The sequence below is a fragment of the Caulobacter ginsengisoli genome (assembly GCF_030814835.1).
Taxonomy (GTDB): Bacteria; Pseudomonadota; Alphaproteobacteria; order Caulobacterales; family Caulobacteraceae; genus Caulobacter; species Caulobacter ginsengisoli.
The window spans coordinates 166,032-192,326 of sequence record NZ_JAUSVS010000007.1; the positions used below are offsets into that span (position 1 = coordinate 166,032).

29 protein-coding genes are annotated in these 26,295 nt (G+C 69.6%); 7 read left to right on the forward strand and 22 right to left on the reverse strand.

What is annotated here, in order from left to right:
• Positions 1-122: 122 nt before the first annotated feature.
• The gene (locus tag QO010_RS17100; RefSeq protein WP_307351123.1) at positions 123-440 is read left to right on the forward strand and encodes a RedY/HapK family protein; all 318 of its coding nucleotides are present in this window, start codon (positions 123-125) and stop codon (positions 438-440) included.
• On the opposite strand, the gene QO010_RS17105 is transcribed toward QO010_RS17100, so the two are convergent.
• From QO010_RS17105 to QO010_RS17120, 4 genes are all read right to left on the reverse strand, one after another.
• On the reverse strand, positions 437-2,686 hold the full coding sequence (locus QO010_RS17105) for a TonB-dependent receptor domain-containing protein (protein ID WP_307351124.1): 2,250 nt from the start codon (positions 2,684-2,686) through the stop codon (positions 437-439). The genes QO010_RS17100 and QO010_RS17105 overlap by 4 nt on opposite strands.
• Positions 2,687-2,765: 79 nt before the next feature.
• The gene (locus tag QO010_RS17110; protein ID WP_307351126.1) at positions 2,766-4,970 is read right to left on the reverse strand and encodes a TonB-dependent receptor domain-containing protein; all 2,205 of its coding nucleotides are present in this window, start codon (positions 4,968-4,970) and stop codon (positions 2,766-2,768) included.
• A 275-nt stretch (positions 4,971-5,245) separates the two neighbouring features.
• Positions 5,246-7,468 carry a TonB-dependent receptor domain-containing protein gene (locus QO010_RS17115; protein ID WP_307351260.1) on the reverse strand — a complete coding sequence of 741 codons (2,223 nt, stop codon included), beginning with the start codon at positions 7,466-7,468 and terminating at the stop codon, positions 5,246-5,248.
• Positions 7,469-7,501: 33 nt separating this feature from the next.
• The gene (locus QO010_RS17120) at positions 7,502-8,065 is read right to left on the reverse strand and encodes a hypothetical protein (protein ID WP_307351127.1); all 564 of its coding nucleotides are present in this window, start codon (positions 8,063-8,065) and stop codon (positions 7,502-7,504) included.
• An 82-nt stretch (positions 8,066-8,147) separates the two neighbouring features.
• Here QO010_RS17120 and QO010_RS17125 point away from each other — a divergent pair, with 82 nt between their 5' ends.
• Positions 8,148-8,543, forward strand: a complete 396-nt coding sequence (locus tag QO010_RS17125) for a PaaI family thioesterase (RefSeq protein WP_307351130.1) — start codon at positions 8,148-8,150, stop codon at positions 8,541-8,543.
• Here QO010_RS17125 and QO010_RS17130 read toward each other — a convergent pair.
• Positions 8,540-10,753, reverse strand: a complete 2,214-nt coding sequence (locus tag QO010_RS17130) for a carbohydrate binding family 9 domain-containing protein (RefSeq protein ID WP_307351132.1) — start codon at positions 10,751-10,753, stop codon at positions 8,540-8,542. The two genes, QO010_RS17125 and QO010_RS17130, sit on opposite strands and share 4 nt — an antisense overlap.
• A 172-nt stretch (positions 10,754-10,925) precedes the next feature.
• Here QO010_RS17130 and QO010_RS17135 point away from each other — a divergent pair, with 172 nt between their 5' ends.
• Both QO010_RS17135 and QO010_RS17140 read left to right on the forward strand, forming a co-directional pair.
• Positions 10,926-11,972 carry a sensor histidine kinase gene (locus tag QO010_RS17135; RefSeq protein ID WP_307351134.1) on the forward strand — a complete coding sequence of 349 codons (1,047 nt, stop codon included), beginning with the start codon at positions 10,926-10,928 and terminating at the stop codon, positions 11,970-11,972.
• Between the two features lie 10 nt (positions 11,973-11,982).
• Positions 11,983-12,744, forward strand: coding sequence for a LytR/AlgR family response regulator transcription factor (locus QO010_RS17140; protein WP_307351136.1), 762 nt, complete (start codon positions 11,983-11,985; stop codon positions 12,742-12,744).
• On the opposite strand, the gene leuB is transcribed toward QO010_RS17140, so the two are convergent.
• The 7 genes from leuB to leuC all read right to left on the reverse strand — a co-directional run bounded on the left by leuB (position 12,741) and on the right by leuC (position 17,607).
• A complete protein-coding gene (gene leuB / locus QO010_RS17145) occupies positions 12,741-13,799 on the reverse strand; it encodes a 3-isopropylmalate dehydrogenase (protein WP_307351138.1) in 1,059 nt (352 codons plus the stop codon). The two genes, QO010_RS17140 and leuB, sit on opposite strands and share 4 nt — an antisense overlap.
• Positions 13,800-13,959: 160 nt before the next feature.
• Positions 13,960-14,259 carry a putative quinol monooxygenase gene (locus tag QO010_RS17150; RefSeq protein WP_307351140.1) on the reverse strand — a complete coding sequence of 100 codons (300 nt, stop codon included), beginning with the start codon at positions 14,257-14,259 and terminating at the stop codon, positions 13,960-13,962.
• Positions 14,259-14,870: a 3-isopropylmalate dehydratase small subunit gene (gene leuD, locus QO010_RS17155; protein WP_307351142.1), complete on the reverse strand. Its 612-nt coding sequence runs from the start codon at positions 14,868-14,870 to the stop codon at positions 14,259-14,261. Before leuD ends, QO010_RS17150 begins: the two co-directional genes overlap by 1 nt.
• Positions 14,867-15,724, reverse strand: a complete 858-nt coding sequence (locus QO010_RS17160) for a VOC family protein (protein ID WP_307351144.1) — start codon at positions 15,722-15,724, stop codon at positions 14,867-14,869. Before QO010_RS17160 ends, leuD begins: the two co-directional genes overlap by 4 nt.
• Positions 15,725-15,979: a DUF2442 domain-containing protein gene (locus QO010_RS17165; protein ID WP_307351145.1), complete on the reverse strand. Its 255-nt coding sequence runs from the start codon at positions 15,977-15,979 to the stop codon at positions 15,725-15,727. It lies immediately after the preceding gene.
• The gene (locus QO010_RS17170; protein ID WP_307351147.1) at positions 15,954-16,196 is read right to left on the reverse strand and encodes a DUF4160 domain-containing protein; all 243 of its coding nucleotides are present in this window, start codon (positions 16,194-16,196) and stop codon (positions 15,954-15,956) included. Before QO010_RS17170 ends, QO010_RS17165 begins: the two co-directional genes overlap by 26 nt.
• A 1-nt stretch (position 16,197) precedes the next feature.
• A complete protein-coding gene (gene leuC, locus QO010_RS17175; RefSeq protein WP_307351149.1) occupies positions 16,198-17,607 on the reverse strand; it encodes a 3-isopropylmalate dehydratase large subunit in 1,410 nt (469 codons plus the stop codon).
• Positions 17,608-17,723: 116 nt separating this feature from the next.
• Between leuC and QO010_RS17180 the strand changes: the two genes are divergently transcribed.
• The gene (locus QO010_RS17180; RefSeq protein WP_307351152.1) at positions 17,724-18,398 is read left to right on the forward strand and encodes a hypothetical protein; all 675 of its coding nucleotides are present in this window, start codon (positions 17,724-17,726) and stop codon (positions 18,396-18,398) included.
• 153 nt (positions 18,399-18,551) lie between these two features.
• Here the strand turns inward: QO010_RS17180 and QO010_RS17185 are convergent, their stop codons facing one another.
• Positions 18,552-19,556, reverse strand: a complete 1,005-nt coding sequence (locus tag QO010_RS17185; RefSeq protein WP_307351154.1) for an NAD-dependent epimerase/dehydratase family protein — start codon at positions 19,554-19,556, stop codon at positions 18,552-18,554.
• Positions 19,557-19,644: 88 nt separating this feature from the next.
• On the opposite strand from QO010_RS17185, the gene QO010_RS17190 reads away from it, so the two are divergent.
• A complete protein-coding gene (locus QO010_RS17190) occupies positions 19,645-20,565 on the forward strand; it encodes a LysR family transcriptional regulator (RefSeq protein WP_307351156.1) in 921 nt (306 codons plus the stop codon).
• Complete coding sequence (locus QO010_RS17195; protein WP_307351159.1) at positions 20,562-21,032, forward strand: GFA family protein; 471 nt, start codon at positions 20,562-20,564, stop codon at positions 21,030-21,032. The genes QO010_RS17190 and QO010_RS17195 overlap by 4 nt, the downstream gene beginning before the upstream one ends.
• A gap of 295 nt (positions 21,033-21,327) precedes the next feature.
• Here the strand turns inward: QO010_RS17195 and rplS are convergent, their stop codons facing one another.
• The 9 genes from rplS to QO010_RS17240 are packed head-to-tail and all read right to left on the reverse strand — an operon-like array spanning position 21,328 to position 26,202.
• Positions 21,328-21,726: a 50S ribosomal protein L19 gene (gene rplS / locus QO010_RS17200; RefSeq protein ID WP_307351161.1), complete on the reverse strand. Its 399-nt coding sequence runs from the start codon at positions 21,724-21,726 to the stop codon at positions 21,328-21,330.
• Positions 21,727-21,730: 4 nt separating this feature from the next.
• Positions 21,731-22,468 carry a tRNA (guanosine(37)-N1)-methyltransferase TrmD gene (trmD, locus tag QO010_RS17205; RefSeq protein ID WP_307351162.1) on the reverse strand — a complete coding sequence of 246 codons (738 nt, stop codon included), beginning with the start codon at positions 22,466-22,468 and terminating at the stop codon, positions 21,731-21,733.
• Positions 22,469-22,506: 38 nt separating this feature from the next.
• Positions 22,507-22,977 carry a hypothetical protein gene (locus tag QO010_RS17210; protein ID WP_307351163.1) on the reverse strand — a complete coding sequence of 157 codons (471 nt, stop codon included), beginning with the start codon at positions 22,975-22,977 and terminating at the stop codon, positions 22,507-22,509.
• A gap of 18 nt (positions 22,978-22,995) precedes the next feature.
• Positions 22,996-23,562 carry a hypothetical protein gene (locus tag QO010_RS17215; protein ID WP_307351164.1) on the reverse strand — a complete coding sequence of 189 codons (567 nt, stop codon included), beginning with the start codon at positions 23,560-23,562 and terminating at the stop codon, positions 22,996-22,998.
• A gap of 17 nt (positions 23,563-23,579) precedes the next feature.
• A complete protein-coding gene (locus tag QO010_RS17220) occupies positions 23,580-23,987 on the reverse strand; it encodes a hypothetical protein (RefSeq protein ID WP_307351165.1) in 408 nt (135 codons plus the stop codon).
• 41 nt (positions 23,988-24,028) lie between these two features.
• Positions 24,029-24,508, reverse strand: coding sequence for a hypothetical protein (locus tag QO010_RS17225; protein WP_307351166.1), 480 nt, complete (start codon positions 24,506-24,508; stop codon positions 24,029-24,031).
• A complete protein-coding gene (locus tag QO010_RS17230; protein WP_307351167.1) occupies positions 24,505-24,897 on the reverse strand; it encodes a hypothetical protein in 393 nt (130 codons plus the stop codon). The genes QO010_RS17225 and QO010_RS17230 overlap by 4 nt, the downstream gene beginning before the upstream one ends.
• Positions 24,898-24,943: 46 nt before the next feature.
• Positions 24,944-25,768 (reverse strand): hypothetical protein, encoded by an 825-nt coding sequence (locus QO010_RS17235; RefSeq protein WP_307351168.1) that lies wholly within the window; start codon positions 25,766-25,768, stop codon positions 24,944-24,946.
• A complete protein-coding gene (locus QO010_RS17240; RefSeq protein ID WP_307351170.1) occupies positions 25,765-26,202 on the reverse strand; it encodes an ABA4-like family protein in 438 nt (145 codons plus the stop codon). Before QO010_RS17240 ends, QO010_RS17235 begins: the two co-directional genes overlap by 4 nt.
• Between the last annotated feature and the right edge of the window lie 93 nt (positions 26,203-26,295).

Sequence of the window (26,295 nt, forward strand, 5' to 3'; positions counted from 1 at the left end):
GACCCTATCTTCCTTTTCGTGTTTTTCGTGGTTGAACCCTTGCTGCCTGTCCGCCCCCCTTTCAGGCGGTTGCCGAAGCGCCAACCCGATCTAGCTTCCCCTCCACACTGAAGGGGGCAGCCATGTCCAAGATCATCCTGACCTACAAGCTGAAGGCCGGCGTCGCGCCCGCCGATTTCGAGACCTGGATCACCACCCGCGACTATCCCACCATGCGCGGCCTGACCCGGGTGGCCAGCTTCGTGACCCACCGCACCACCGGCATGCTGCTGGACCCCGACGGCAAGCCGCCGATCGACTATGTCGAGATGTTCGACATCCCCGACCTCGCCGGCTTCATGGGCGAGGACTTCGGCGGCGAGACGGTGCAGGCGATCCTGGGCGAGTTCATGGGCTTTGCCGAGGACCCGCAGATCATGGTGGCCGAGGCGGTGGTCTAGCCGGGCGGCCCGGCGGCGCCCGAACCGGCGTTGTAGTCGAAACCGGGGTCGCGCTGCGGCTTGCCGGAGCCGAAGCGATAGCGCAGGCCGATGAACACGCCCCGGGTCGTGCTGCTGCTGGCCGAGACCCCTTTCAGGCCCGGCGCGTCCAGCACGATGCGCCGGTCCAGGCTGTCGAGGACGTCGCTGGCGGTGATCGTCAGCAGCAGCCGGTCAGTGAGCTTGTGTCGATAGCCGAGGTTCAGGCCGAAAGTCGGCTCGGCATAGCCCTGAGGCATGATGCGCTTGGCGGTGACGACGGCCTGGGCCTGCAACAGGTCGCTCGGGCTGATGTCCCAGTCGAGGCTGGCCCGGCCGCCCACCGACCAGGCGGACCGGTCCCGGCCATAGCCGAGCGAGCCCACATCGATCTGTGTCCAATAGGCCGTGCCGGTCAGGTTGAGGCGCAGGGTCTTGGTCAGGGACCGGTTGGCCACCAGCTCCAGCCCGCCCGAGCGGTTCCGGGCCAGGTTGGCCTTGGTGGTCAGCAGCACCCCGCCGCCCAGGTCGATCGTCTCGTCGGTGATGCCGTCCTTGGTCTGGCGATAGAAGCCGGTGACCAGATAGTAGCTGCGCTGTTTGCGGTACTCGTAAGAACCCTCCCAGGACTGGCTCTGCGAGGGTTCGAGGTTGGGATTGCCCTGCCGGTAGTTGAAGGCGTCGTAATAGGTCCGGAACGGGTCGAGGTCGTAGCCGCGCGGACGGCTGATCCTGAGCGAATAGCTGGCCTTGAGCCGGCTGGTCTCGCTGAGCCGGTAGTCGAGGTGCAGGGACGGATAGAGCTGGTCGTAGCGGTGGCTGGACTTCAGGCCGGTGGTCAGCAGGTTGATGTCGTTGGTGGCGCTCTCGTAGCGCAGGCCGGCCAGCACCGTCAGGTCGCCGAACGGCTGCTCGTAGCTGAGATAGGCCGACAGCACCGTCTCCTCGAAGATCAGCCGGTGCGAGCGGGTCGGGTCGAAGAGGGTCGAGCCCTTGGTCGGGCCGCTGAAATAGACCGTGTCGTTGTCGCTCTCGTTCTGCTCGAAGTTGAAGCCGGCCTTGAAGCGGCCAGAGCCGGGCATCGGGCGCTTGTAGTCGCCCTTGAAGTTCCAGTAGCCGTCGGTCGAGCGGCTGTCGGAACGCTCGAACTGGCTGGGCGCCGGCGGGACCAGGTTGTCGTACTGGTAGACGGAGTCGCTGTCGTAGCCCCAGCGGCTGCGCTGCAGTTCCAGGGTGAAGTTGTGGTCCTCGCCGGTGAACTCACGCCGCCAGCTGAGCCAGCCGCTGAGCGAATTGGAGTCGCTGCCGGTGCTGCCCCGGTTCGGTCTGTCACTGACCAGGACGCCCGCCGGATCGGCGATGGTGGAGCGGGAGTCGCCGCCGAAGGCGTAGGAAGAGGCAAAATAGCTGACATTGCCGCTCAACCGGTTTTTCGGGTCCAGTTCGTAGTCGGCGGAGGCCTGCAGGGAGTAGCTCTCGCCTTCGCTCCGGGACCGGCCTTCCGACCGCCGGCGGAAGGTCCCGCCGATCCCGGTCACGGTGCGGTCGCCGCGCGACTCGGAACGGCTGGAGGTGCGCGAGAGGCCGGCGTCGAGGGACACCGTGAGCGCCTTGGAATTGTAGTTCCAGCTGACGCCGCCATTGTAGCGGCCGCCCGTGCCGACATTACCCTTCACCGAACCGGAGACGCCCTCTCCGGCCTTGCTGGCCTTCTTGGTCACCAGGTTGATGATCCCGCCGGTCCCCTCCGGCGAGAAGTCCGCGCCGGGGTTGGTCAGGACCTCGACCCGCTCGATCTGGTCGGCCGGTATCTGCTGCAGGGCGTCGGCCCGGCCGCCGCCCCGCATGATCGCCGAGGGCTTGCCGTCGATCAGGATGGTGACACTGGATTCTCCGCGCAGCCGGACATTGCCCTCGATATCGACCTCGACCGACGGCACGCGCTTGAGGGCGTCGGCGATCGAGCCGGTGGTGGCCTGCAGATCGCCCGCGACACTGTAGCTGCGGCGGTCGATCGAGGATTTGACCGGGGGATCGTCGGCCTTGACGGTGACGCCGGAGACCGTGGTCCCCTCCGACTTCGGCGCGGGCGGCGGACTCGCTGGCGGAGAACTGGCCGGCCCGGGCTTGGCGGCCGGCGGACTGGGCGTGGGCGCGGTCTGGGCCTCCGCGGCCGAGGCGGCGAGCAGCATGCCGACGAAGCCGACGCTCGCCGGCACGGACTTCACAACACGCACCGACAGAGCCCCCCTCGATCTACGTCCACCTAAGCGTGTTTCGCCACCGGGGCAAATCAACCCGGCGCGCCTACCCCGGCCCGCCGCCCCCGCCGCCGTAGTCGAAGGCCGGGTCGCGCTGCGGCTTGCCGGCCCCGAAGCGGTAGCGCAGGCCGATGCCGACGCCGCGGCTCGAGACGTCGCGGGTCGAGAACCCCGTCAGCCCCGGCGCGTCCAGCACCGTGCGGCCGTCCATGCTGTCGAAGATGTCGGTGGCGGTCAGGGTCAGGAACCAGCGCTCGTTCAGCTTGCGCCGATAGCCCAGGTTCACCTGGTAGGTCGGCTCGATACGGCCCTGCGGCGTGATCCACCCGCCGTTGGCCACCGCGTTGACCTGGACCAGGTCGTTGGGCGAGGCCTGCCAGTCGAAGCTGGCCCGGCCGCTGACCGACCAGGCCGACCGGTCGCGGCCCAGGCTGAACGCGCCGGCGTCGATCTGGTTGTAGAAGCCCGTGCCCGTCAGGTTCACGCTCAGCGTCTTGGTCAGAGCGCGGTTGACGACGAACTCCAGCCCGCCCGAGCTGTTCTGGGCCAGGTTGGCCTTGGTGGTCAGCAGCACCCCGCCGCCCAGATCGACCAGCTGGTCGGTAATCCCGTTGTCGGTCTGCCGCCAGAAAGCGGTGACCAGGTAGTAGCTGCGGTCCTTGCGGTATTCGTAGGAGGCCTCCCAGGAGCGGGTCTCGGACGGCTCGAGGTTGGGGTTGCCCTGCCGATAGTTGAAGGCGTCGGAATAGGTCCGGAAGGGGTCCAGGTCGCCCGCCCCGGGCCGCATGATCCTTAAGGAATAGCTGGCCTTCAGCCGCGATGTGTCGCTCAGCCGATAGTCGAGATGCAGCGAGGGATAGAACCGGTCGTAGCCGTGGCTGGTCTTCAGGCCGGTGGTCACTAGGTCGAGGTCGTTGCTGGCGGTCTCATAGCGCAGGCCGGCCAGCAGGGTCAGGTCGCCGAACGGCCGCTCATAGGTCAGATAGGCCGAGCCGACCTTCTCGTCGAAGATCAGCCGGTGCGAGCGGGCCGGATCGAAGACCAGGCCCGGCTTCGAGGGCCCGACCGAGAAGACATTGTCGTTGTCGACCTTGCTGCGCTGCAGCTCGAAGCCGGCCTTGAGCCGGGACTCGCCGGGCATGGGGCGGTTGTAGTCGCCCTTCAGGCTCAGGTCGTCGGAGACGCTGTGGCTGTCGGTCCCCTCGAAGCTGTCGACGCCGGCCGGGGTCACGGAGAACAGCCGGTAGAGGGAGTCGTTGTCCGACACCCAGCGGTCGCGGTTCAATTGCAGGGTGAGATTGTGGTCCTGGCCAGTGAACTCGCGCCGCCAGCTCAGCGAGGCGTCGCCGGAGGACGAGCGATTGTCCGACTCGCCGCGGCGGCCGGTGAGGCCGGTCAGCACCCCCAGGACGTCATAGTTCTCGTAGCGCGAACGGGTCTCGAAGCTGGGCCCGTAGGCGAAGACGTTGAGTTCGCCGCTGATCCGGTTCCTGGCGTCCAGCGCGTAGTCGGCCGCCAGCCGCAGATTGCCCCCCGCGCCCGTCAGCGTGGCGGTGTTGACCGACCGCCGGCGGAAGGCCCCGCCCAGGGTGCGGTCGTCGACCGTGTCGAACCGGGTGTCGAACGTCCAGAAGCCGGCATTGGCCGACAGTGACAGCTTCCTGTTGTTGTAGGCCCAGTTGAGCCCGCCGTTGGTGCGGCCGCTGGTGTTGATGTTGCCCCGCACCGAGCCGGAGACCCCAGCCCCCGACCGGCTGGCCTTCTTGGTCACCAGGTTGATGACCCCGCCGGTCCCCTCGGGCGAGAAATCGGCCCCGGGATTGGTCAGCACCTCGACCCGGTCGATCTGGTCGGCCGGCAGCTGCGACAGGGCGTCGGCGCGGCCGGGGCCCTTCATCACGCCCGAGGGCTTGCCGTCGATCAGGATGGTGACGCTGGAATCGCCGCGCAGCTTCACATTGCCATCGATGTCGACCTCGACGGACGGAATGCGCTTCAAGGCGTCGGCGATGGAGCCGCTGGTCGCCTGCAGGTCGCCCGAGACGCTGTAGCTGCGGCGGTCGATCGAGGTTTTGACCGGCGGCTCGTCGGCCTTGACGGTGACGCCCGAGACGGTCGTTCCCTCCGTCTTCGGCGCGGGCTTGGCGGCCGGTGGGTTGGGCGCGGGCGCCGTCTGGGCCTCGACGGCCGAGGCGGCCAGCAGCATGCCGACGAAGCCGACACTGGCCGGCACGGATTTCACGACACGCACTGACGACTCCCCCAAATCACGCCCACCTAAGCGTGTTTCGCCAACGGGGCAAAAGAAAGACGACTTCGCCCCCGTAGGGGGCGGACGGCGCGCCCGCGGCCGGCCCGGTGGGGGTGTTCGACCAAGGCGGTGGTCAGGACCAAGTTTCGCCGAGCCTCGGCGCCTCGCAATTCACCCGAGCTCAGCCTCGACCGATCAATGCCCCTGCCCGAAGACCCCGCCGGACCGCGCTCTGGCGCGGTCGTCCTCCCCCTACGGGTAAGGAGTTTGGAGCCCTAGCTCGGCGGGCCGCCGGCGCCGCCGCCGTTGCCGGCGTTGTAGTCGAAGCCCTCGCGCTGCGGCTTGCCGGCCCCGAACCGGTAGCGCAGGCCGATGAAGACGCCCCGGCTCGAGCGGCGGCGGGTGAAGGTCCCCTTCACGTCCGGCGCGTCATAGACCACCTCGTTCTTCAAGGTCTCCAAGATGTCGGTGGCGGTGACGGTAAGGGACAGCCGGTCGTTCAGCTTGCGCCGGTAGCCCAGGTTCACCCCGTAGGTGGGTTTGACATAGCCCTGCGGGGTGAGCGCCTTGGCGTTGAGGACGGTGTTGAACTGCAGCAGGTCCACGGGCGTGACCTGCCAGTCCAGGCTGGCCCGCCCGCCGAACGCATAGGTCGACCGGTCGCCGCTGTAGCCCAGCGAGGTGGCGTCGATCTGGTTGTACAGCGCCGTGCCGGTGGCGTTCAGGCTGAGGGTCTTGGAAAGGGCGCGGTTGACGACGAACTCGATCCCGCCCGAGCGGCTGGTGGCCAGGTTGGCCTTGGTGGTCAGGGTCTGCCCGCCGCCCAGGTCCGTGACCACGTCGGTGACGCCGTTCTCGTTCTCGCGCCAGAAGGCGGTGAGCAGATAGTAGTTCCGCTGCTTGCGGTATTCGAACGAGGCTTCCCAGGACTGGGTCTCGCTGGGCTCGAGGTTGGGGTTGCCCTGCCGGTAGTTGAGGGCGTCCAGCTTCACCGGGAAGGGGTCCAGGTCCCAGGAGTTGGGGCGGGTGATGCGCAGGGAATAGCTGGCCTTCAGCCGGCTGGTGTCGCTGAGTTTGTAGTCGAGGTGCAGCGAGGGATAGAGCTTGTCGTAGCCATGGCTGTTGGTGAAGCCGGTGGTCGGCAGGTCGATATCGTTCGTCGCCGTCTCGTAGCGCAGGCCGCCCAGCACCGTCAGGTCCCCGAACGGCTTCTCATAGGTCAGATAGGCCGACAGCACCGTCTCGTCGAAGGTCAGCTGGTGGCTCTGGGTGGGGTCGAACACCTTGGTGTTGAGGGTCAGCCCCTTGGCGGCCAGGCTGCCGAACCGGTCCTTGGTGCGGTCCAGGTCGAACCCCGCCTTCAGCCGGGCCGAACCCGGCATGGGCCGGCTGTAGTCGCCCTTCAGGTCCAGCTCCTTGGACCAGATACGCACGTCCAGGTCCTCGAACACCGTCGGCGTCGCCGGCAGGCTGGTCGTCGTCTCGAAGTCGGCGAACTGGTGGTTGCGCCAGGTGCTGCCGTCCAGTTCCAGGCTCAGGCTGTGATCGTCCCCGGCGAAGGTTCGCCGCCAGCCCAGCGAGGCGTTGGCGTAGGCGCCGCCGATGTCGATCTCGGCCCGGCGCTGGGTGCGGCCGACCGGCGTCCCCAGGGCGTTGAAGGTCTGGTAGTCGGTGAAGTTGCTGAAATCGTTCGGGAAGCTGCCGTAGCTGAACTCGGCGTTCAGGTGGTTCTTGGGATTCAGGTCGTAGTCGGCGCCCAGCCGCGAGTTCCAGCCCAGCCCGGCGTTCTGGCCACGGCCCAGCTGCAGGCGGCGGATGGTCCCGCCCGGCCCGGTGAAGAGGCGGTCGTCATGAGCCTGGAACCGGTTGGCGTAGCGGTTGAGGCCCGCATCGCCCGACACCGAGAGCTTGGCGTTGTTGTAGGCGAAATTGACCCCGGCGTTGTAGCGCTGCTGGTCGCCGACGCTGACCCGCATCGCCCCCGAGGCGCCGGCCCCGGCCTTGTCGCCCTTCTTGGTGATCAGGTTGATCACCCCGCCGGTGCCTTCCGGAGAATACTGGGCGCCGGGGTTGGTCATCACCTCGACCCGGTCGATCCGATCGGCGGGCATCTGCTGCAGGACGTCGGCCCGGCTCTGGCTCTTCATGGCCCCGGAGGGCTTGCCGTCGATCAGGATAGTCACGCTGGGATCGCCCCGCAGGGTGACGTTGCCGTCGATGTCCACCTCGACCGAGGGAATGCGCTTGAGGGCGTCGGCGACCGAGCCGCTGGTCGCCTGCAGGTCGCCCGCGACACTGTAGCTGCGGCTGTCGATGCTGCTCTTCATCGGCGGATCGCCGGCCTTGACGGTGACGCCGGAGACGGTCGTGCCTTCGGTTTTTGGCGCCGGGGCGGCGGGCGCGGGCGCCGGGGTCGGAGCCTGCGGCGTCTGGGCGCTGGCGGCCGAGGCGGCCAGCAGGGCCGTCGCCAGGCCGATCCCAGCCGGCAGAGTGTTCACGAAACTCAACTGAAAATCCCCCTTGTCGAACCGTCAGCCGCCGAGTGGCGTCTTCAGGCTCGAAGGCCGATAGATGAAGTCGAAATTGGGCTGCCAGGTCTTGCCGTCGTCGGTCGAGGCCTCGCCCAGCTGGCGCACCGCCCCGCCGGGCTGGCGGGTATAGGTCATGCGGATCAGGGCGCCCTTGCCGGGGCCCAGCACGCCGGGCCAGAAGCCGGTCAGCACCATGGCCTCACCGACATAGCCGCCCTTGAAATCGACCCGCGCGCCGCTGGCGTCGACCCAGGTCTGCCGCCAGCCCTTCTCGTCGGCGACGAAGCTGGAGAGGCTGCCGCCATCGCCGCCGCCGGCCAGCGGCATCCAGTTCTCGCGGATGGCGCAGCCGCCATAGAGGGACTCGATCAGCGAGTGGGCGACCAGCTTGGTTGGCTTGGCCATCGGATAGACGTCCCAGCGGCCGACCCAGAAGTCGAACTGATGGTGCTCGGCGGCCGCGCAGGGGGCGGGCGCCGGCCCCGGCGTCTGGGCCACGGCCGCGCTTACGCTCAGGGCCGCCACGGTCAGGGCGGCCACGGTCAGGGCGGGGGCAAGCTTCATCGACGGTCCTCCCAGTTCGAGAGGCTTGGCGCCGGGCGCGGAATGGCGCCAGTTAAGCTTTTGTCAGAACCGGGAGAGGGCGATGGAGCTGGACGTTTCGGTCATGCCGTTCAGCCGGCTGATGGGGGTGGAAATCCTGAGCGCCGCCAAGGACCGCGTCGAGGGCCGCCTGCTGGTCCGCGACGACCTCTGCACCGCCGGCGCCATCCTGCACGGCGGGGCGGTGATGGCCTTCGCCGACGCCCTGGGCGCGGTCGGGGCGGCCCTGAACCTGCCCGAAGGCGCCCTGACCACCACCATCGAAAGCAAGACCAACTTCATCGGCGCCGCCAAGGCCGGGACCTACGTCACCGCCGTCTCGCTGCCGGCCCATATCGGCGGCAGGTCCAGCGTCTGGCAGACCCGCATCGAGGGCGAGGGCGGCAAGCTGGTGGCGCTGGTGACCCAGACCCAGATGGTGCTGCCGCCGAGGGGCTAGTCTCCACGCCCGGTTCTGATGGTCCGCGAGACCTTGAAATAGACCTCGGTCGACCGCCCCCGGTCCGCCGGATCGTCCGGCCGCTCGGCGCCGCTGCGGGCGCCCCAGAACAGCTGCAGGTCGGGCCGCGCCTCCCAGGCGAACTGCAGGCTGGCCAGGCTGGACGAGAACCGGTCCGCCGCCGGCCAGGTCCGCCGGCCGCGATAGGTCTGGTAGTCGGCCATGGCATAGAAGGCCGGCCCGAAATACCAGGTGGCCATCAGCTCGCCGGCCGTCTCGTCCAGCCGGGTCCCGCCGCCGGGCGCGTCGCCCAGCCGGTTCCTCGACCACCAGGCCTCCAGCTCCAGGCGATCCAGCGGCCGGGTCCGCAGCCTCAGGCTCAGGGTCGAACCGTCGACCACCTCGCCAGTGGCGAAGTCGATCATGGTCCCGACCGTTCCGGTGGTCGCCACCTGGGGCACCCGCCCGGCCGGCACGGCCGAGATCGTCCACTGCAGGGTGCGGGTCCGCCGCTCATCGCCCTGGCGGGTTAGCACCCGGGTGTCGGGATGGACCGAGACGTCGACCGACAGGTTGCGGACGCCATAGCTGGTGAAACCCAGCGCCAGGTCCTGCTCGCCGCCGCCCCGATTGAGCGGCGCCAGCCGGTCATAGGTCACATAGGGGGTCACGTCGTTGACGATCCAGCCCCTGGGGTAGAGGGGCCGCCGCAGGTCGACCAGCCCCTCCTGGTAGCCGACCCGCGGCGCATAGCCCAGCCAGCTGCGGAAGCCTTCGGAATAGAGGTTGTATTTCACCGTCCACAGGGTCTCGGCCGTATGGTCCCAGCGCAGGGCCAGGGCCGTTCCCGCCAGGCTCTGGCCATGCCAGTCGGCGATCAGGTCGGGCCGGTTGGGATCGCGGGTCCAGGAGCCCAGGACCTGGCCGGCCGCCCGGTCGGTGGCGTCGCCCCAGCTGGCGTCGAAGCCCGCCACGCTGTTGGAGCTGCCGTCGTCGTTGCGCTTGGCGGCGAACAGCAGGCCGGCGTCGGCCGCGCCCCGCACCCACTTGCCGTGACCGAAGGCGACCGTGCTGTCGAAGTCGGGGAAGGCCAGCCGCGACTGCAGCAGTCCCGGCTCCAGGATGGCCGGCTTGCCGACGTCGCGGGCCAGGAAGGCGGTGGCGTTGAACCCGGCCGAGCGCTGGGTGAACCTCAGGCCCAGGTCCGGGGCGAGGACCGTGCGGGTATAGAAGGCCGGGATCTGGGTGGAGACCAGGTCCAGCCCCTCGCGAAAGAACGGCCGCTTTTCCGGCAGGTTGGGCGCGAACCGCAGGTTGCCGGTCAGCTGCGGCGCGTCGGCCTCGACCTGGCTGAAGTCGGGCTTGATGGCCAGGTCGACGACCCCGCCCGGATAGGCCAGCCATTTGAGGTCCAGGCTGACCTGGCCGCGGCTGTGATCCCCCGACCCGGCCGCGCCCTCGTCGCGCCGCGCGGTCCCGGTCACCGAGGGGGTGACGATCAGGGTCTCGGTTTTCGGGGTCAGGTCCGGCAGTTCCAGCGGGCTGGCGTAGCAGTAGAAGCAACTGGCGTTCTTCGGAAACCGGGCGGTGGAGATGATGGCGTACTGCCCGCGCGGCACCCCCCGCGTGACGACCATCAGCCAGCCCTGCGGCCCGGTGCGGGTGATCCGCAGGGTGGAGAGCGGGATGCGCATCTCGGCCGTCCAGCCGCCGGCGTCGATGCTGGTGGCGGCGTCCCAGTCGTAGTCGGGATCCAGGGTCTCGCTCTGCTTGGCCTCGTCGTTGAGGCCGTCGGTCTTCACCCCCCGCGCATTGACCCGGAACATGTAGCCGTTCCGCCCCGACCCCTGCGGGTCGAGATAGACCTGCACATAGTCATGGGTCCCCCCGACCTTGTCGCGCCGCACGAAGGGCTTGCGCAGCTTGTCGACCTCCCGCAGCGACAGCCGGAAGCCGACATAGAGATAGCGGTCGTCATAGAGGAAGCGGACCTCGGTCCGTTCGGTCGGCGGGGTCAGGTCACCGGGATAGTATTCGACGAACCGGTCGAGAACCGGCGCCGCCTGCCAGGTCGCCTCGTCCAGCCGGCCATCCAGGGTCACCTCGCCCTGGGCCCGGACGGCGCTGGCCGGCGGTCCCGGCTCGGCGGCCCGGGCGGGGTGGGCCAGAACAGCCAGGGCGAGCAGCGGCAGCAGGACAGGGCGTATCACGTCGGCTCTCCCGGGTTGGCCATGCAGGCTGGCCCGCCTCCCGGGATCGCGGCGCGGGCGCTGCGTCCGGCCGCCGCCGCCGCGCGACCGGCGGTCCCGCGCGCGACGAGCCGCCGAATCCGCGCGACGAAGCGGCTGGCGGTGATCCTGCGAATGCACGACCATCGCCGTCATGCCCGCCCACCAGGCCGCGCCCGCCCTGCCCCGCCGCACCCTCGCCGTCGCCACCCTGGTCGTCTGGCTGGTGGCCTATGCCGCCTGGACCGCCGACTGGGCGATCACCCCCATGCCCTATCTGTTCGAGCGGGCCCTGCGGCGGATTCCGGTCTGCCTGGCCGGGGCGGGCCTCTGCTGGGCCATGGTCCGGCCCCTGGCGGCCACTGTCGAGCGGCCGCTGGTCCAGCGCCTGGGCCTGGCCGTCAGCCTCTGCGCCCTGGCCGCCCTGGTCGAGGCCGCCTTCGCCGAGCTGGTCTTTGGGATCATCGTCCCGCGCTGGGGCGAGACCACGCTCGCCCACTGGATCGGCAGCGCCATGGGCGACGCCTGGGTGTTCCTGGCCTGGGCGGCGCTGTATTTCGCGCTGGAGTCCGACACCCGCGTGCGCAACGCCAGCCTGGCCCTGGTCGAAGCCCAGCGAGCGGTGGCCGAGGCCCGCAACCGCGCCCTGCTGCAGCAGATCGACCCGCACTTCCTGTTCAACGCCCTCAACACCGTCTCGGGCCTGATCCTCGAGGCCCAGCCCGAGCGGGCCAACCGCACGGTCATGGCCCTGTCGCGCCTGCTGCGCGGCTCGCTGGACCGCCAGTTGCCGGCCTTCCGGTCCCTGGCCGCCGAGCTCGCCGACCAGGGCGGCTATATCGAGGTCCAGGCCGCCCGCTTCGAAGACCGCTTCCATTTCGTCGACGCCGCGCCCAAGGCCCTGCGCAGCTGGCAGGTCCCCAGCCTGATCCTGCAGCCGATCCTGGAGAACGCCTTCACCCACGGCGTCGCCCGCACCGAGGGCCTGGTCACCCTGACCGTGCGGGCCGAGCGCGACGGCGAGCGCCTGCGCCTCATCGTTGTCGACGACGCCCGGCCGGTGTCGCCCAAGCCGGGCTCGGGTCTGGGGCTGGAAAACGTCCGCCGCCGGCTGGCGGTCCTCTATGGCGAGGCCGCTCGCCTCGACAGCGGCCCAGCCGAGCCGCACGGCTGGCGGGTCGAGCTGGTCCTGCCGCGATGACTCTGCCCCCATGACCCTTCGCTGCGTCATCGTCGACGACGAGCCGGTGGCCGTGCGCCGCCTGCAGTCCCTGCTGCGCGCCATCCCCGACCTGGAGGTGGTGGGAACCGCCGGGACCGCCCCGGCGGCCCTGGAGCTGATCGTCGGAACCGGTCCCGACCTGGTGCTGCTGGACATCGAGATGCCGGGCCTCTCGGGCCTGGACCTGGTCCGCGGGCTGGACGTCGAGCCGCCGCCGGTGGTGGTCTTCGTCACCGCCTTCGGCCGCTATGCGCTGGAAGCCTTCGACCTGGCCGGGGCCGACTATCTGCTCAAGCCGGTCGAGCCGCGCCGCCTGCGCGAGGCCGTGGCCCGGGCCCGGGCGGCGGTGCAGGGACGTCATGCGGTCGAGCAGGTCGGCGAACTGCGCGCGGTCGTCCAGGCGCTGCGCCAGTGGGACCAGGACCTGGCCCTGTGGGCGCCGGACGGCGACAGCCGCCGTCGGCTGCCGGTCTCCAGCCTGGTCTGGCTGCAGGCCGAGCGCGACTATGTCCGCCTGCACACCGCGGCGCGCAGCTATCTGATCCGCGACCGCCTGCGGGCCCTGGAGGCGCGGCTGCCGCCGGACAGCTTCCTGCGCGTCCACCGCTCGGCCATCGTCCGCATCGCCGCCATGTCCGGCCTGCGCCGGCTGGGCGACCGCACCTACGAACTGATCGCCGCCGACGGCCAGGCCATCCCGGTGGGCCGCAGCTACGCCGCCCGGGTGCTGCGGGTGGTGAGCGCGGTCTAGCCCAGCGCCTTCAGCACCGCGTCGGTCATCTGGGCCGTCTTCAGCGACCCGCCCAGGTCCGCCGTCCGCGCCCCGGCCGCCAGCGCCGCCTCCACCGCCTTGAACAGCCGATCCGCCGTCTCGCCCCGGCCCAGCGACCAGCGCAGGGCCATTTCGAAACTGAGGATGGCGGCCAGCGGGTTGGCCGCGCTCTTGCCGGCGATGTCGGGGGCCGAGCCGTGGATGGGTTCATACAAGCCCGGCCGGCCGGGATCGCCCAACGCCGCCGAGGGCAGCATACCCAAAGACCCGGTCAGCTGGGCGGCCTCGTCCGACAGGATGTCGCCGAACAGGTTGTCGGTGACCAGCACATCGAACTGGGTCGGGCGGCGGACCAGCTGCATGGCGGCGTTGTCGGCCAGCATGTGCTCCAGCTCCACGTCCGGATATTCCTTGGCGTGCAGGGCGGTGACGACCTCGCGCCACAGCATGCCGCTTTCCATGACGTTGGACTTCTCGGCCGAGGTCACCTTGTTGCGCCGCCCCCGGGCCAGCTCGAAGGCCACCCGGCAGACCCGCTGGATTTCGGAGGTCGTGTAGGTCTGGGTGTCGAAGCCGCGCTTTTGGCCGTCGTCGAGTTTTTCCACCCCGCGCGGCTCGCCGAAATAGACCCCGCCGGTCAGTTCGCGGACGATCATGATGTCCAGGCCCGCGATCACCTCCCGCTTGAGGGTCGAGGCGTCGGCCAGGGCGTCGAAACAGAGGGCCGGGCGCAGGTTGGCGAACACCTGCATCTCCTTGCGCAGCCGCAGCAACCCCGCTTCCGGGCGTTGCGCGCGCGGCGCACTGGCCCATTGCGGCCCGCCGACCGCCCCCATCAGCACCGCGTCGGCCGCCTTGGCCCGGGCCACCGTCTCGTCGGTGATCGACACCCCGTGGGCGTCGAAGCAGCAGCCGCCCAGCAGGGCCTCTTCCAGGTTCAGGTCGGGGGTGAGCCTTTCGGCCACCCGGCGCACTTCCGCCGTCACTTCGGGACCGATGCCGTCGCCCGGCAGCAGCAGGAGGGTCTGGGTCATCGGGGTCTCGCTCTAGGGTCTGTACTTTAATCCGCTCATCCCCGCGAAAGCGGGGACCCAGGCTTTTTATTGTTTTGGGGCGGTTCTGAAAGGTCTGAGTGGCGGCAAGGCTGTAACGAAAAACACCTGGGTCCCCGCTTTCGCGGGGATGAGCGGGAAACTAGAGAGGTTCGGGGTCGCCGGCTTCGTAGAGGGCGAGATTGCGTTCGCCAATCCCCAGCGACGGCCAGACCTGCCGCCAGGCCGCCATATGGGCCGTCTGGAAATGGGCTTTCAGGCAATCGCGGTCGCGCCAGGCCTCGGTCACCCAGATCAGGCCGGGGTCCAGCAGGTCCTCGCTGTAGGCGTATTCGATACAGCCATCCTCGGCCCGGCTGCCGGCCACCATGGCGGCCATCGCACTGCGGGCTTTTTCGATGTTCTCGACCGGCAGCCGGACGGTTCCCAGCACCAGGATCATCAGGCGCGCTCCAGCCAGGGCCGTTGCAGCGCCTGCTTCATTTCATAGACGTCGATATCCCTGGCCACCTCCAGGGTCTCGCCGATGGCGTCCAGGCCCTTGAGCAGCTTTTCCTTGCGGCCCGGATCGATGTCGAAATGGTATTTGGCGCCGGACGGGGCGGTCACCGTCTGGCTTTCCAGATCGACGGTGAACAGGTGGTTGCCCCCCTTGGCTTCGTCCATCAGCGCCTCGACCTGGTCGGGGGGCAGGATGACGGTCAAGAGGCCATTGTTCAGGCAGTTGCCGAAGAAGATGTCGGCGAAACCGGGCGCGATCACGCACTGGATGCCGAAGTCCTGCAGCGCCCAGGGCGCATGCTCGCGGCTGGAGCCGCAGCCGAAATTGTCGCCGGTGATCAGCACCTGGGCGCCCCTGTATTCCGGCCGGTTGAGCACGAAGTCCTCGCGCGGCCGTCCCTCGCCGTCGAAGCGCAGGTCGTAGAACAGCCCCTTGGCCAGCCCCTCGCGCTCCACCGTCTTGAGGAACTGCTTGGGGATGATCTGGTCGGTGTCGATATTGGCCAGCGCCAGGGGCGCGGCGCGGCCGTCGAGGCGGGTGAAGGCTTTCATGGGGTCTTCTCCAGGCCCAGCATCAGGGTCGGCAGGCCGTTCGGGGCGTCGCGGACGGTGAACACCCGGGTGCCGGGCTTGCGGCCGGTGCGGACCTCGGAGACGTCGAAGCCCTCGGCGGCCAGCCGGGCGCGGGCGGCGTCAGGATCGGGGACACGCCAGGAGAGGCCCCAGGGGCTGTCGGGACCGGCCGAGACCCCGGCCTTCAGGTCATGGGCCACCTCGACGACCAGGTCGCCCAGGCGGAAGAACATCAGCCGGCTGCCCCAGTCAGGGTTGGAGCGGTCCAGCCGCATGTCGAGGCCCAACCGCGCGCCGTAGAGGGCGGCGGCCCGTTCGGGATCGGGGGTGCGCACGACGACGTGGTCCAGGCCAGAGACCGCGGCGGCCGGGTCGGCGGCCAGCGGGGACGGGGCCCAGGGCGGCCCCGCCTTCGGGACATCGACCAGGAAGAGGTTGGTCCCGTGCGTGGCCTTGGGATGCAGGACCGAGGTCAGCCAGGTTCGGGTCGCGCCGTCTTCGGCCAGGCCGGTCATCGGGCCCGGCTCGCTGGAGCGCAGGCTGACCCGCTCCAGCCGGTGGCGCACCTTGGCCATGTCGGACACGGCCAGGGCCAGGCCCCAGATGCCCTCGCCATGGCTGTCGAGCCGGGCCCGCAGCACATCGCCCGAGGGCCCCTCGCCGGTGGGCGAGACGATGTCCAGGGCGGTATTGCCCAGCTGGATGTAGGCATGACGGGCGCCGGGGAAGCCGGCCCGCCAGTCGGCGCTATGGCCAGTCAGTTTCTCATAAGACGCGACTGTGGCGTCCAGATCGCGGACAGCGATGGCGATGTGGTCCAGACCGTCGATCATTCAGGCCGCGCCGCCGCCGCCGCGCAACAGACCTTCGACGCTGAGATCCTCATCGATCTGCGGCCAATGGATGCCCAATCCGGCCGCCGAAACTTCCCAGTCAGCCCGCTGGGCCGCGTCGGCTCGCGCCAGCCTCGGAAACCAAGCGGTGGGCGCGGAAATGGTTCGGCCATCGCGCAGCACGACCTCAAGCCGCCGGTCGTCGACGGCCACGCTCTCTACGCGGGGATCAATTTTGACCGCTGAAATGCTCACGCCACGCCTCCAGAAACTGGGCTCGCTCCGCCTCAACCTTAGCAGATAGTTCGGCAATCTCCCTGGCATTGAAGCCGACATTGCGGGCGACTTCCGCGCTGGCCAGCCAGATCTTGGCCGTGTTGCCGGCCTTGTCGATATGGACGTGCGGCGGCTCGCCTCGCTCGTTCGAGAAGAAAAAGAAGCGATAGCCGTTCCAGCGCAGGACGGTCGGCATCTCAGTCCAGGTCCCGCACGTCAGCGATGTGCCCCGCGATGGCCGCCGCCGCCGCCATGGCCGGGCTCATCAGGTGGGTGCGGCCGGCGCGGCCCTGGCGGCCTTCGAAGTTGCGGTTGCTGGTCGAGGCGCAGCGCTCGCCCGGCTGCAGCTTGTCGGGGTTCATGGCCAGGCACATCGAGCAGCCCGGCTCGCGCCAGTCGAAGCCGGCCTCGCGGAAGATCACGTCCAGCCCCTCGGCCTCGGCCTGGGCCTTCACCAACCCTGAGCCCGGCACCACCATGGCGGCGACATGGGACGCCACCTTGCGGCCCTTGGCGATGGCGGCGGCGGCCCGCAGGTCCTCGATGCGGCTGTTGGTGCAGGAGCCGATGAACACCCGGTCGATGCGGGCCTCGGTGATCGGCTGGCCCGCCGTCAGCCCCATATAGGCCAGGGCCTTTTCCACGGCGGCGCGCTTGTCGGCGGTCTCGTAGGTCGCCGGATCGGGGACGAAGCCGTCGATGCGGACCACGTCCTCGGGGCTGGTGCCCCAGGTGACCATGGGGATCAGGGCGGCGGCGTCGATGCGGATCTCGCGGTCGAACTTCGCGTCCGGGTCGGAGAAGAAGCTCTTCCAGTTCTCCAGCGCCAGCTCCCAGGCCCCGCCCTTGGGCGAGGCGGGACGCCCCCGCATATAGTCGAAGGTGGTCTCGTCCGGCGCCACCAGCCCGGCCCGCGCCCCGGCCTCGATGGTCAGGTTGCAGAGGGTCATGCGGCCCTCCATCGAAAGGGCCCGGATGGCGTCGCCGGCGTATTCGATGACGTAGCCGGTGCCCCCCGCCGTGCCGATCGCCCCGATCACCGCGAGCGCATAGTCCTTGGCCCCGACGCCGGGCGGCGGTTCGCCCTCGATCCAGACCCGGAAGTTCCTGGCCTTGCGCTGGCGCAGGGTCTGGGTCGCCAGGACATGCTCGACTTCCGAGGTGCCGATACCCTGGGCCAGGGCCCCGAAGGCGCCGTGGGTGGAGGTGTGGGAATCGCCGCAGACGATGGTCATGCCCGGCTGGGTGCGGCCCTGCTCGGGCCCGACCACATGGACGATGCCGTTCCTGATATCGCCCATCGGGAAGAACTCGATGCCGGCGTCCTTGACGTTGCGGGCCAGGGTCTGCAGCTGCAGGCGCGCCTCCTCGTCGGCGACGGCGTCGACGCCCTTGGCCTGGCCCTCGGTCGGTACATTATGGTCGGCCACGGCGAGCGTGCGGTCGGGCCGGCGCACGGCGCGGCCGGCGGCCCGCAGCCCCGCGAAGGCCTGGGGCGTGGTCACCTCGTGGATCAGGTGCAGGTCGATATAGATGACGCTCTCGCCGTCGCGCTCGGCGACCAGATGGGCGTCCCAGATCTTGTCATAGAGGGTCTTGCCGGCCATGGGCGCGATCTAGGCAGGCTGTGCCGCCAAGTCCAGGGGTGACGGGCCGTTCAGGGCAGGAAGTTGCGTCGAACGGGCGGGGTGACAAACGCCCTCCGGCATGCGGAAATCGGCCCATGAAGCTGCCGATCAACCCCGGCCCCGGCGCCCTCCACTTCCTGCGCGAGGTGGCCATCGTCATCCTGGGGGTGCTGATCGCCCTGGTCGCCGGCGAGGTGGCCAATGATTTCCGCGAGCGCGAGCGGGCCAACGAGATCAAGGTCTCGATGGACAAGGAGCTGGAAAGCTATGTCGATGTCCTGGCGCTCAGGGTGCGGGCCAATGGCTGCATCGTCGCCAAGCTGGACGCCATCGACGCGGTCCTGGCCCGCAGCGGCGCCAAGGGCCCCTGGAAAGACGTCGGCCGCGCCCCCTACTTCTTCACCGGCCACGGCGCCTGGAACAGCGAGGCCTCCGACCTGCTGTCCAAACACCTGGGGGCCGACAAGCTGCTGATCTACAGCCTGCTCTACAACAGCATGATCCAGTTCGACGGCCTGGCCCAGCGCGAGCAGGACCAGTGGACCGTGCTGCAGTCGCTGCGGCGCCAGGACGAACCGATCACCGGCGAGCGCCGCTGGCGCCTGGTCGAGGCCTCGGCCAGCGCCCGCAACACCGGCCGCCTCCTCGAGGCCATCGCCGAGGGCAACCTGGAATTCGCCAAGACCCTGGGGGTCAAGCCGGCCAATGAGCTGAGCAAGCTGGACCTGAAGTCGCGGCCGATCTGCCAGCCGCTGGAGAAGGCGGGCTAAACCACTCCCCACCTCCGCTCATCCCCGCGAAAGCGGGGACCAAGGTGTTTTTCGTAGCGGACTTTCAGCCGCCCGGACCTGTCAGAACCGCCCTCAACAGCAAAAAGCCTGGGTCCCCGCTTTCGCGGGGATGAGCGGTGTTTGGGTGTTGGCCTACGCCGGCTGCAGGAACAGCCGAACCGGTGGTTCTTCCAGCACGCCCATGTCGTCCAGTGTCGCCCGCACCGCCGTGTCGAGGGCGGTGTGAGGCTCCTCGCCCAGGAAGGCGACCAGCCTGGCGTTGTCGAGGCCAATGGGCTTTTTCCAGAGATAGAGCATCTCCAGCAGCTCGCGCAGGGTCTCGTTGAAGGGCGAGATCAGCCGGATGACCGCCTCCGGGAAGGGCCGGATCGGCAGGTTCGGCTGGTCCAGCACCCGGCGGACCGACTGGGCCAGCCCTTGCGCGCCGCCCAGCCAGTGGCCGGTGAAATGAAAGGCGGCGAAGGCCGGCAGCTCAGCCTCGCGGTCGGCGAGGCGGGCGGCGGTTTCGCCCAGATCAGGGAGGTAGGCGAAGGCGTGGCCGACATGGCTGGGGCCCGGCGCATAGACGGCGCGGACCCGGCCGCCGCGGCGGATGGTCAGCCAGTCCATGGACTGACCGCCCGGGCCGGGGCCGAAGAAGTCGCCGGCCCGCAGGACGAGGGTGCGGACACCGTCGCGCTCGGCCGCCTCCCGCAGCATGGCCTCCATGCGCACGCGGAGCCTGCCCTTGCGGGTCACCGGCTGCTGCGGCGCGGTCTCGCCGATGTTGGCGCCGCTGTCCGGGGCGAAATTGTAGACGCTGGCCGGGAACAGGATGCGGGCGCCGCTGGCCCTGGCCGCCGCGAGGGTCGAGGCCAGCATCGGGATCACCGTCCCCTTCCAGTTGCGATAGCCGGGCGGGTTGGCGGCGTGGACGATCAGGTCCGCGCCTTTCGCCGCCGCGACCACGCTGGCCGCATCCATGGCGTCGCCCTTCACCCAGTCGATGGGCGTACGGGTCCCCATCCGCTCGGCGGCGGAGGCCGGGTCGCGGGCCAGGGCCCGGACGGTCCAGCCGCGCTTGATCAGGGCGAGCGCGGTGTGGGAGCCGAAGCCGCCGGTGGCGCCGATGACGAGAGCGGTCTTGGGAGGGGTCATGGGGAAGTCTCCTTGCTTGGCTGCAAGATGATCCCGCCGCCGCCTATTCGGAATTGTCGAAAGCTGTAGCGCCGCTATACATATCCGCATGGATAGCCGCGGACCGGACTGGGACCTCTACCGCTCGCTGCTGGCGGTGATCGAGACCGGCAGCCTGTCGGGCGCGGCCCGGCGCCTGGGCCTGGCCCAGCCCACGGTCGGCCGCCATATCGAGGCGCTGGAGGCCAGCCTGGGGGGCCTCTCGCTGTTCACCCGCTCGCCCGGCGGCCTCAACCCCACCGAGGCGGCCCTGGCGCTGAAGCCCCATGCCGAGGCCATGTCCGCCGCCGCCGCCGCCCTGGTCCGCACCGCCGCCGGCGGGGCCGACCCGGAGCGCGGCGTCATCCGCATCAGCGCCAGCGAGATCGTCGGCAGCGAGGTGCTGCCCGCCATCCTGGCCGAGTTCCACCGCGAGCATCCGGGCGTGGCCCTGGAGCTGTCGCCCTCCAACGCGGTGGAGGACCTGCTGCGGCGCGATGTCGACATCGCCGTCCGGATGACCCCGCCCACCCAGGCCGCCCTGACCGCCAAACGCATCGGCAGCGTGCGGCTGCAGTTCTACGCCCATCGCAGCTATCTGCAGGCCCGGGGCGAGCCGCGCGACCTGGAGGACCTGGCCGCCAACCACAGCCTGATCGGCTATGACCGCGTCATCCCCTCGATCCGCACCCTGGACGAGATCATGGGCCGGACGGGCCTGACCATCCATCGCGAGCTATTCGCCTATCGCACCGACAGCGACCTGGCCCAGCTGGCGGCGCTCAGGGCCGGGGTCGGGATCTGCGCCTGCCAGCCGGTCATCGCCGCCCGCGACCCCAATCTGGTCCCCATCCTGAACGGCCAGTTCCAGTTCGAACTGGAGATGTGGGTGGCCATGCACGAGGACCTCAAGGCCAGCCGCCGCATGCGGCTGATGTTCGACCATCTGGTGGCCGGGCTGGCCGAGTATGTGAAGGAGAGCGCGCGATGACCGTGACCCTGCCCGCCTTCCCCATCCACGGCGGCTGCGCCTGCGGGGCGATCCGCTACGAGGTCAGCGGCGCGCCGATCGGGGTCTTCGCCTGCTGTTGCACCGACTGCCAGAAGCTCACCGGCGCGGCCTTCAGCCTGGCCATGCCGCTGCTGCGCGAGCGCTTCGCCCTGACCCGGGGCGAGCCGGCGACCTGGGCGCGGACGGCGGAGAGCGGGCGGGTCATCCCGCAACGGTTCTGCGAGGATTGCGGGACCCGGCTCTTCACCGAGCCGCCGCGCGGACCCCAGACCGTGACCCTGCGGCCGGGCACGCTGGACGACACCGGCTGGCTGGTCCCGGCCGCCGCCTTCTGGACCTCGAGCGCCCAGGGCTGGACGGGGTTTCCGGAGGGGACGCTGCTCTACGAGCGCGAGCCGGACGACTTCATGCCGGTGGTGCAGAGGTGGCGCGAGATGCTGGCCTGACTACTCCGCCCCCGGCGGGGGCGGACGGCCGCTCCGAGGCGCGCCCGCAGCGCGCCCGTGAGCAGCCAGGTGAGGGTTTCCAAGGCCGTGCGGCGACAAGTCGAGAGTATCAGCCGTCCGCCGTGGCGAGGCGCCTGGCACACAGGCCGCAACCAATCACAGCCGACCACCGCACGGCTTTGGAAACCCTCACCGGACCTCGCTCTGGCGAGGTCGTCCGCCCCCGCCGGGGGCGGAATAGAAAAAGCCCCGCCGTTTCCAGCGGGGCCTCTCGAACTCAAACCTGAACCGAAGCCTACTCGGCGTCGGCTTCCGGCCGCTCGCGGCTGCCCATGGCGCGTTCGGCGATACGGGCGCTCTTCCCGCGGCGGTCGCGCAGGTAATAGAGCTTGGCGCGGCGGACGACGCCGCGGCGCTTGACCTCGATGGATTCGATCATCGGGGACATGATCGGGAAGACCCGCTCGACGCCTTCGCCGAAGCTGATCTTGCGGACCGTGAAACTCTCGTGGAGGCCGGCGCCCTGGCGGCCGATGCAGACGCCTTCATAGGCCTGGATCCGCTCGCGCTCGCCTTCCTTGATCCGCACATTGACGCGGACGGTGTCGCCGGGCTGGAACTCGGGGGTCTTGCGAAGGGCGGCGAGACGCTCGGTCTCTTCCTTCTCCAGCTGCTTGATCACATTGATCGCCATAACTCTATTCTCCTTGGGCTTTGCCGCCCTTTGCCTGTTGATTGGCGAGGTAGGCCGCCCAAAGATCGGGCCGCCGCTCGCGGGTGGTCTCTTCACGCATCTGCTGGCGCCATTTGGCGACCTTGCCGTGGTCGCCGGACACCAGCACCTCGGGGATATCCAGCCCTTCGAACGTCCGCGGCCTCGTGTACTGCGGATATTCGAGGAGCCCGTCCTCGAAGCTTTCGTCACGGATGCTTTCGGCCTGTCCCAGCACACCCGGGACCAGTCGAACGCAGGCCTCGATCACCAGCATCGCCGCGACCTCGCCACCGGCCAGGACCGCGTCGCCGACGGCGACCTCCTCGAACCCCCGGGCGTCGAGCACCCGCTGGTCCACCCCCTCGAACCGCCCGCAGAGGACGATGATCCCCGGCGCCTTGGCCCACTCTCTGACGCGCGCCTGGGTCAGGGGCCGACCCCGGGCGCTCATGCACAAAAGCGGCCGTCCCCGGATCTCCACGCTGTCGAGCGCAGCCCCGATCACGTCCGCCTTCATCACCTGCCCCGGGCCACCCCCGGCAGGGGTGTCGTCGAGGAAGCCGCGCTTATCCTTGGAAAAGCCGCGAATGTCCACCGTTTCCAGACTCCACAGGCCTTGTTCGCGCCAGGCCGTGCCGATCAGCGACACGCCGAGCGGGCCGGGGAAGGCTTCCGGGAACATGGTCAGGACGGTGGCGTCGAAGGACGTTCGGGGGGACATGGGCGCGGCTTGTAGCGCAGCGGGCCCGGACGCGACAGCTAGATGACCCCTTCGATGTCGATCGGCTTCTCGAGTGGCCAGAGCGGACGGCTCACGCGGACCACCCAGGTCTCGCCGCTTGGCTCGAGCAGGTAGCCCCGCCACGAGCCGCGTTGATACAGCCGGACCAGGACCAGCTTGCGATCCGCGGAATAAAGCGGCTGGATCACCCTGACAGGCCGGCCGTCGGGCGCGGGGCAACTCCCGGTGAGCAGGGGCATTCTCGGACCGGGCAGCTCCAGCTGCCCCTCCAGGGTTTGCAGCGGCCAGGGCGGCGACGGCTCATCCAGGCGTTCTATGAAGTCGGGAGACAGGGTGTTGCGCAATTCGTCCCAATCCTCGACGGCCGCCGCGATCACGGCGCAGTCAGCGGAAGGCGCGGGGGCCGGCTGGGCGCTGCTCGGCATCGGCGCCAGTATCATCAGGGCCAGCAGAGCCGAGCGGGCGACCGTCATTTCGTCTCGCGCCATGCTTCCACCCCGGCGTCCTCAGGAGATCCAGCCGCCGCCACAGGCCTGGCGGCGCCACTGACCGGCGATGCGGCGATAGAAGCATTGGCCGCCCATGGCCGCCAGCGCCCTGCCATGCGAATAGGAGACAACGGCGAGGTCGCCCGCGATCAACGGCTGGCTCAAGGCGTGCCGATAGGTCCGGCCGCTCGCCGGCGTCAGCGGCGAGCCCAGGGCCCGCCAATCGCAATCGAGACGATAGGGGCCGGGCGAGAGTTCGCCTTGCAACTCGGCCCGCGCCAGGGCCCGTAGTTCAGGTTCCGTCAGGGCCGGGAAGGTCCGGTGCAGTTCCTTCCGGAAATATTGGGGCAGGCTGATCAGGCGGGCATAGAGGCTGGGCGGGTTGACGATGCGATGGCCAGGCCATTCCACCCTCGTCGTCCCTTCACCGAAGCCCTGGCTGACCAGCGCCGCGACGGCGCATTCGTCGGCGTTGGCCCGCACCAAGGGGCCCGGCTCAATCGGTCGCCCCCACTGGCCGAACAGGCCATAGGCCGCCGCGGCCAGGATCGCCGTGACCCCCAGGACGATGAAGACGGATTTCATGGCCGCCGGCCCCTCTGTCAGTGCTTATCGGGCGCGCCGGGCGGCCGGGCGTCGTCCGCCTCGAGGACCATGGTCATCTCCTCGGCGAAGTCGGGGACCGGCGGGGCCGGATAGGTCAGCTCGGCGAGCGCGGCCTGGAAACAGGCAGCGGCCGGGTCGGCGTTGTCCGTCTCGACCTTGGCGAACCGGCCGTCGGCATAGCTGAGGATCAGCTTGAACTCCCGCTTCGTCGGACGGGGACCCGGCGAGCAACGGTTCACCAGTTCGGGAATATGCGGCCCCAGCATCCCGAAGAGCGTCTTGATGCGGAATTCGCTGAACTGCTTCTCGTAGCGCTCGGCGCGGGCCAGGGCCTCGGCATAGCCGGGCGTGGGGGTGGCCGGGGTGGTGAGGGCGGCGGCGAGGATCAGGGGGAGCAGGAGCATGGGGCGAGCCTCGCATGGGCCTCCGGCGCCGCCTAGCCCCGTCAGTCCGTGGTAACGAAGAGTGTGCGTTCGTCGTCCGCCACCCAGCCGGTCTCGGTCAGGCGAAGGTCCAGGATCACCCCGCCCCACCGGCCTCCGCTGCCGAAGATCACGCGCGCGGTCCGCCCGTCCCGGGAAAAGGCGGGCCTGGAAAACCATCGCAGATTCGATGGACCCGGGTAGGTCAGCTGGCGACGGCTGGGCGCGGCGAGGGTCCAGCCATTGGCCTTGGCCTGCGCGATCCAGCCTGGACATTCGGCCAGGTCGCGTCGCCCGGACGTCATCCGCAGGCCCTTGAATTCATTGGGACCGCCGGATGGCGGGGCCAGGGTCCGGGTCGGCAGGGCCGTCTGGCTGACGTCCCCCGACGAGAATTCCTGGGTGTCGCGAAGCAAGGCGGCCGCGGCGGCCAGGACCGCGCATTCGGCGTCGCCGCCGCCGGTCAGGACCGCTCCAGCCAGGATGACGGCGGCCAGGCTCACCGTCCGCCCGTCAGCTTCATCCGCACCTCTTCGGCGAAGTCGGGATAGGGCGGGGCGGGATAGGGGAAGCGCTCAAAGGCGTCGGCCATGCAGCGGGCGACCGGGCCGTCGTCGTTGGATTCGATGCGGTCGAAGCGGCCGGCCTTGAAGCTGATCACCAGGGTGAAGCTGACCGGGGCGGTCATGCCGGCCTCGCACTTGGCGAACAGCGGCTCCATACGGCCGTCGAGGAAGGGGTCGAGCTTGGCGGCGCGCCAGGCCTCGGCCTTGGCGTCGCTCTCGTAGCGCTCGGCCCGGGCCAGAGCCTCGCCGAAGCCCAGGCTCACAGGCGGGGGGCCGGCAGGCAGTTGGGCCAGGATCAGGCCGGCGAGAAGCGGGGCGGCGAACATCGGAAACTCCGGATGGAACGCCGCCCCTTTAGCACGGGGATGATGGCTAAAGCGCGATCAGCGGCAGCCCCATCAGCGCCTGGACGAACACCGCGATGGCCAGGGCGATGTAGCCGGCGACGAACAGGCCCGTCAGCAGCCCCGCCGCCTTGCCGAACAGCCGGATGATGACCAGCGCGGCGACCGGGATGATCTGGCTGGCATGGATGCCCAGGAAGTGGGGCGGGCGCAGGTCGCCGCCGGTGGTCGACCAGCCGAACAGGGGCAGGCCGGCGGCGTCGCTCTGAATCCCGCCGACCCAGTGGCTGGTCTGGGCGCTCATATAGCCGCCGAGGCTGGCGCCCAGCACGAAGGTGAGGACCAGGCCCCAGCCGAGGGCGGCGCGGAACACCGGGTTGTCGCCGGCGGTGTTGGGCGTCCTCAGGACGGCGATTCCCTGGACCAGGGCGGTGGAACTCAGGGCCAGGGCCCCGACCCCCATCACCGCGTAGAGCACGATGGCGGTGAGCGTGGACTGGTTGAAATGCGAGGCCTCGGCGCGGCTGGCGCGCCAGGCGATGTAGGCCATCTCGCCCAGCGAGGCGACGATCGGCGTCCAGACCGTGTAGCGGCCCCAGCCGGTGCGGGCCCAGCCGCTCGGCAGACGGGTGAACACCCAGCCGGCCATGAGCAGGAAGATGGCGATCGACAGCTCGAACTTCAGCGGCTTGTCCCAGACATTGACGCCGTTGAACGTGCGCGGGTCGTGCAGGGCCAGCCAGGCCGTGGGGATCATCATGGCCAGGAAGGCCAGGCCCGCCCAGGTCAGCGGCGGGTTCCAGCCGCGCAGGCCGAGGGCGGCGGGGCGGGTCTCGGTGTCGAAGGTGGTCATGGTGCGCCTTTCCGCATGGCCAGGCGGACCAGCATGAAGGTCAGGTAGCCGCCGGGGCCGAACATGAAGGTGAAGAGCAGGATGGGGACGACGAGGAAGGCCGAGATGTTCTCCTCGGCGCTCTTGCGGGCGATCCAGCCGCCGACGAAAAGGTCGAAGGCCAGGATATGCACCCAGGCGGCCAGCAGGTTGCGGGGATCGGCAAACAGCGTCGCCACCCCGGCCAGGGAGCCGAAGCTGTTGTGCTGCAGGACGCCGACGAAGCCCGGCGCGATCAGCCAGACATAGCCGGCGGCGAACAGGGCCGGGACCCAGTAGCTGGCGGCCGGATCGACGAAGCGGCGCAGCGGCGTGACGAACCGGGCCAGGGCCAGGGCCGCCCAGGTGACCAGGGCGATGAGGTTGGCGATGCCGAAAAGCTGGGCGTAGTTCATTTGGCGCTCCCCTTTGCTTGACAGTGTCAAGCTGATAAAGTGTCCGCTTGACAGTGTCAAGCAGGAGTTGGCGATTTGCCGAACAACGGTAGC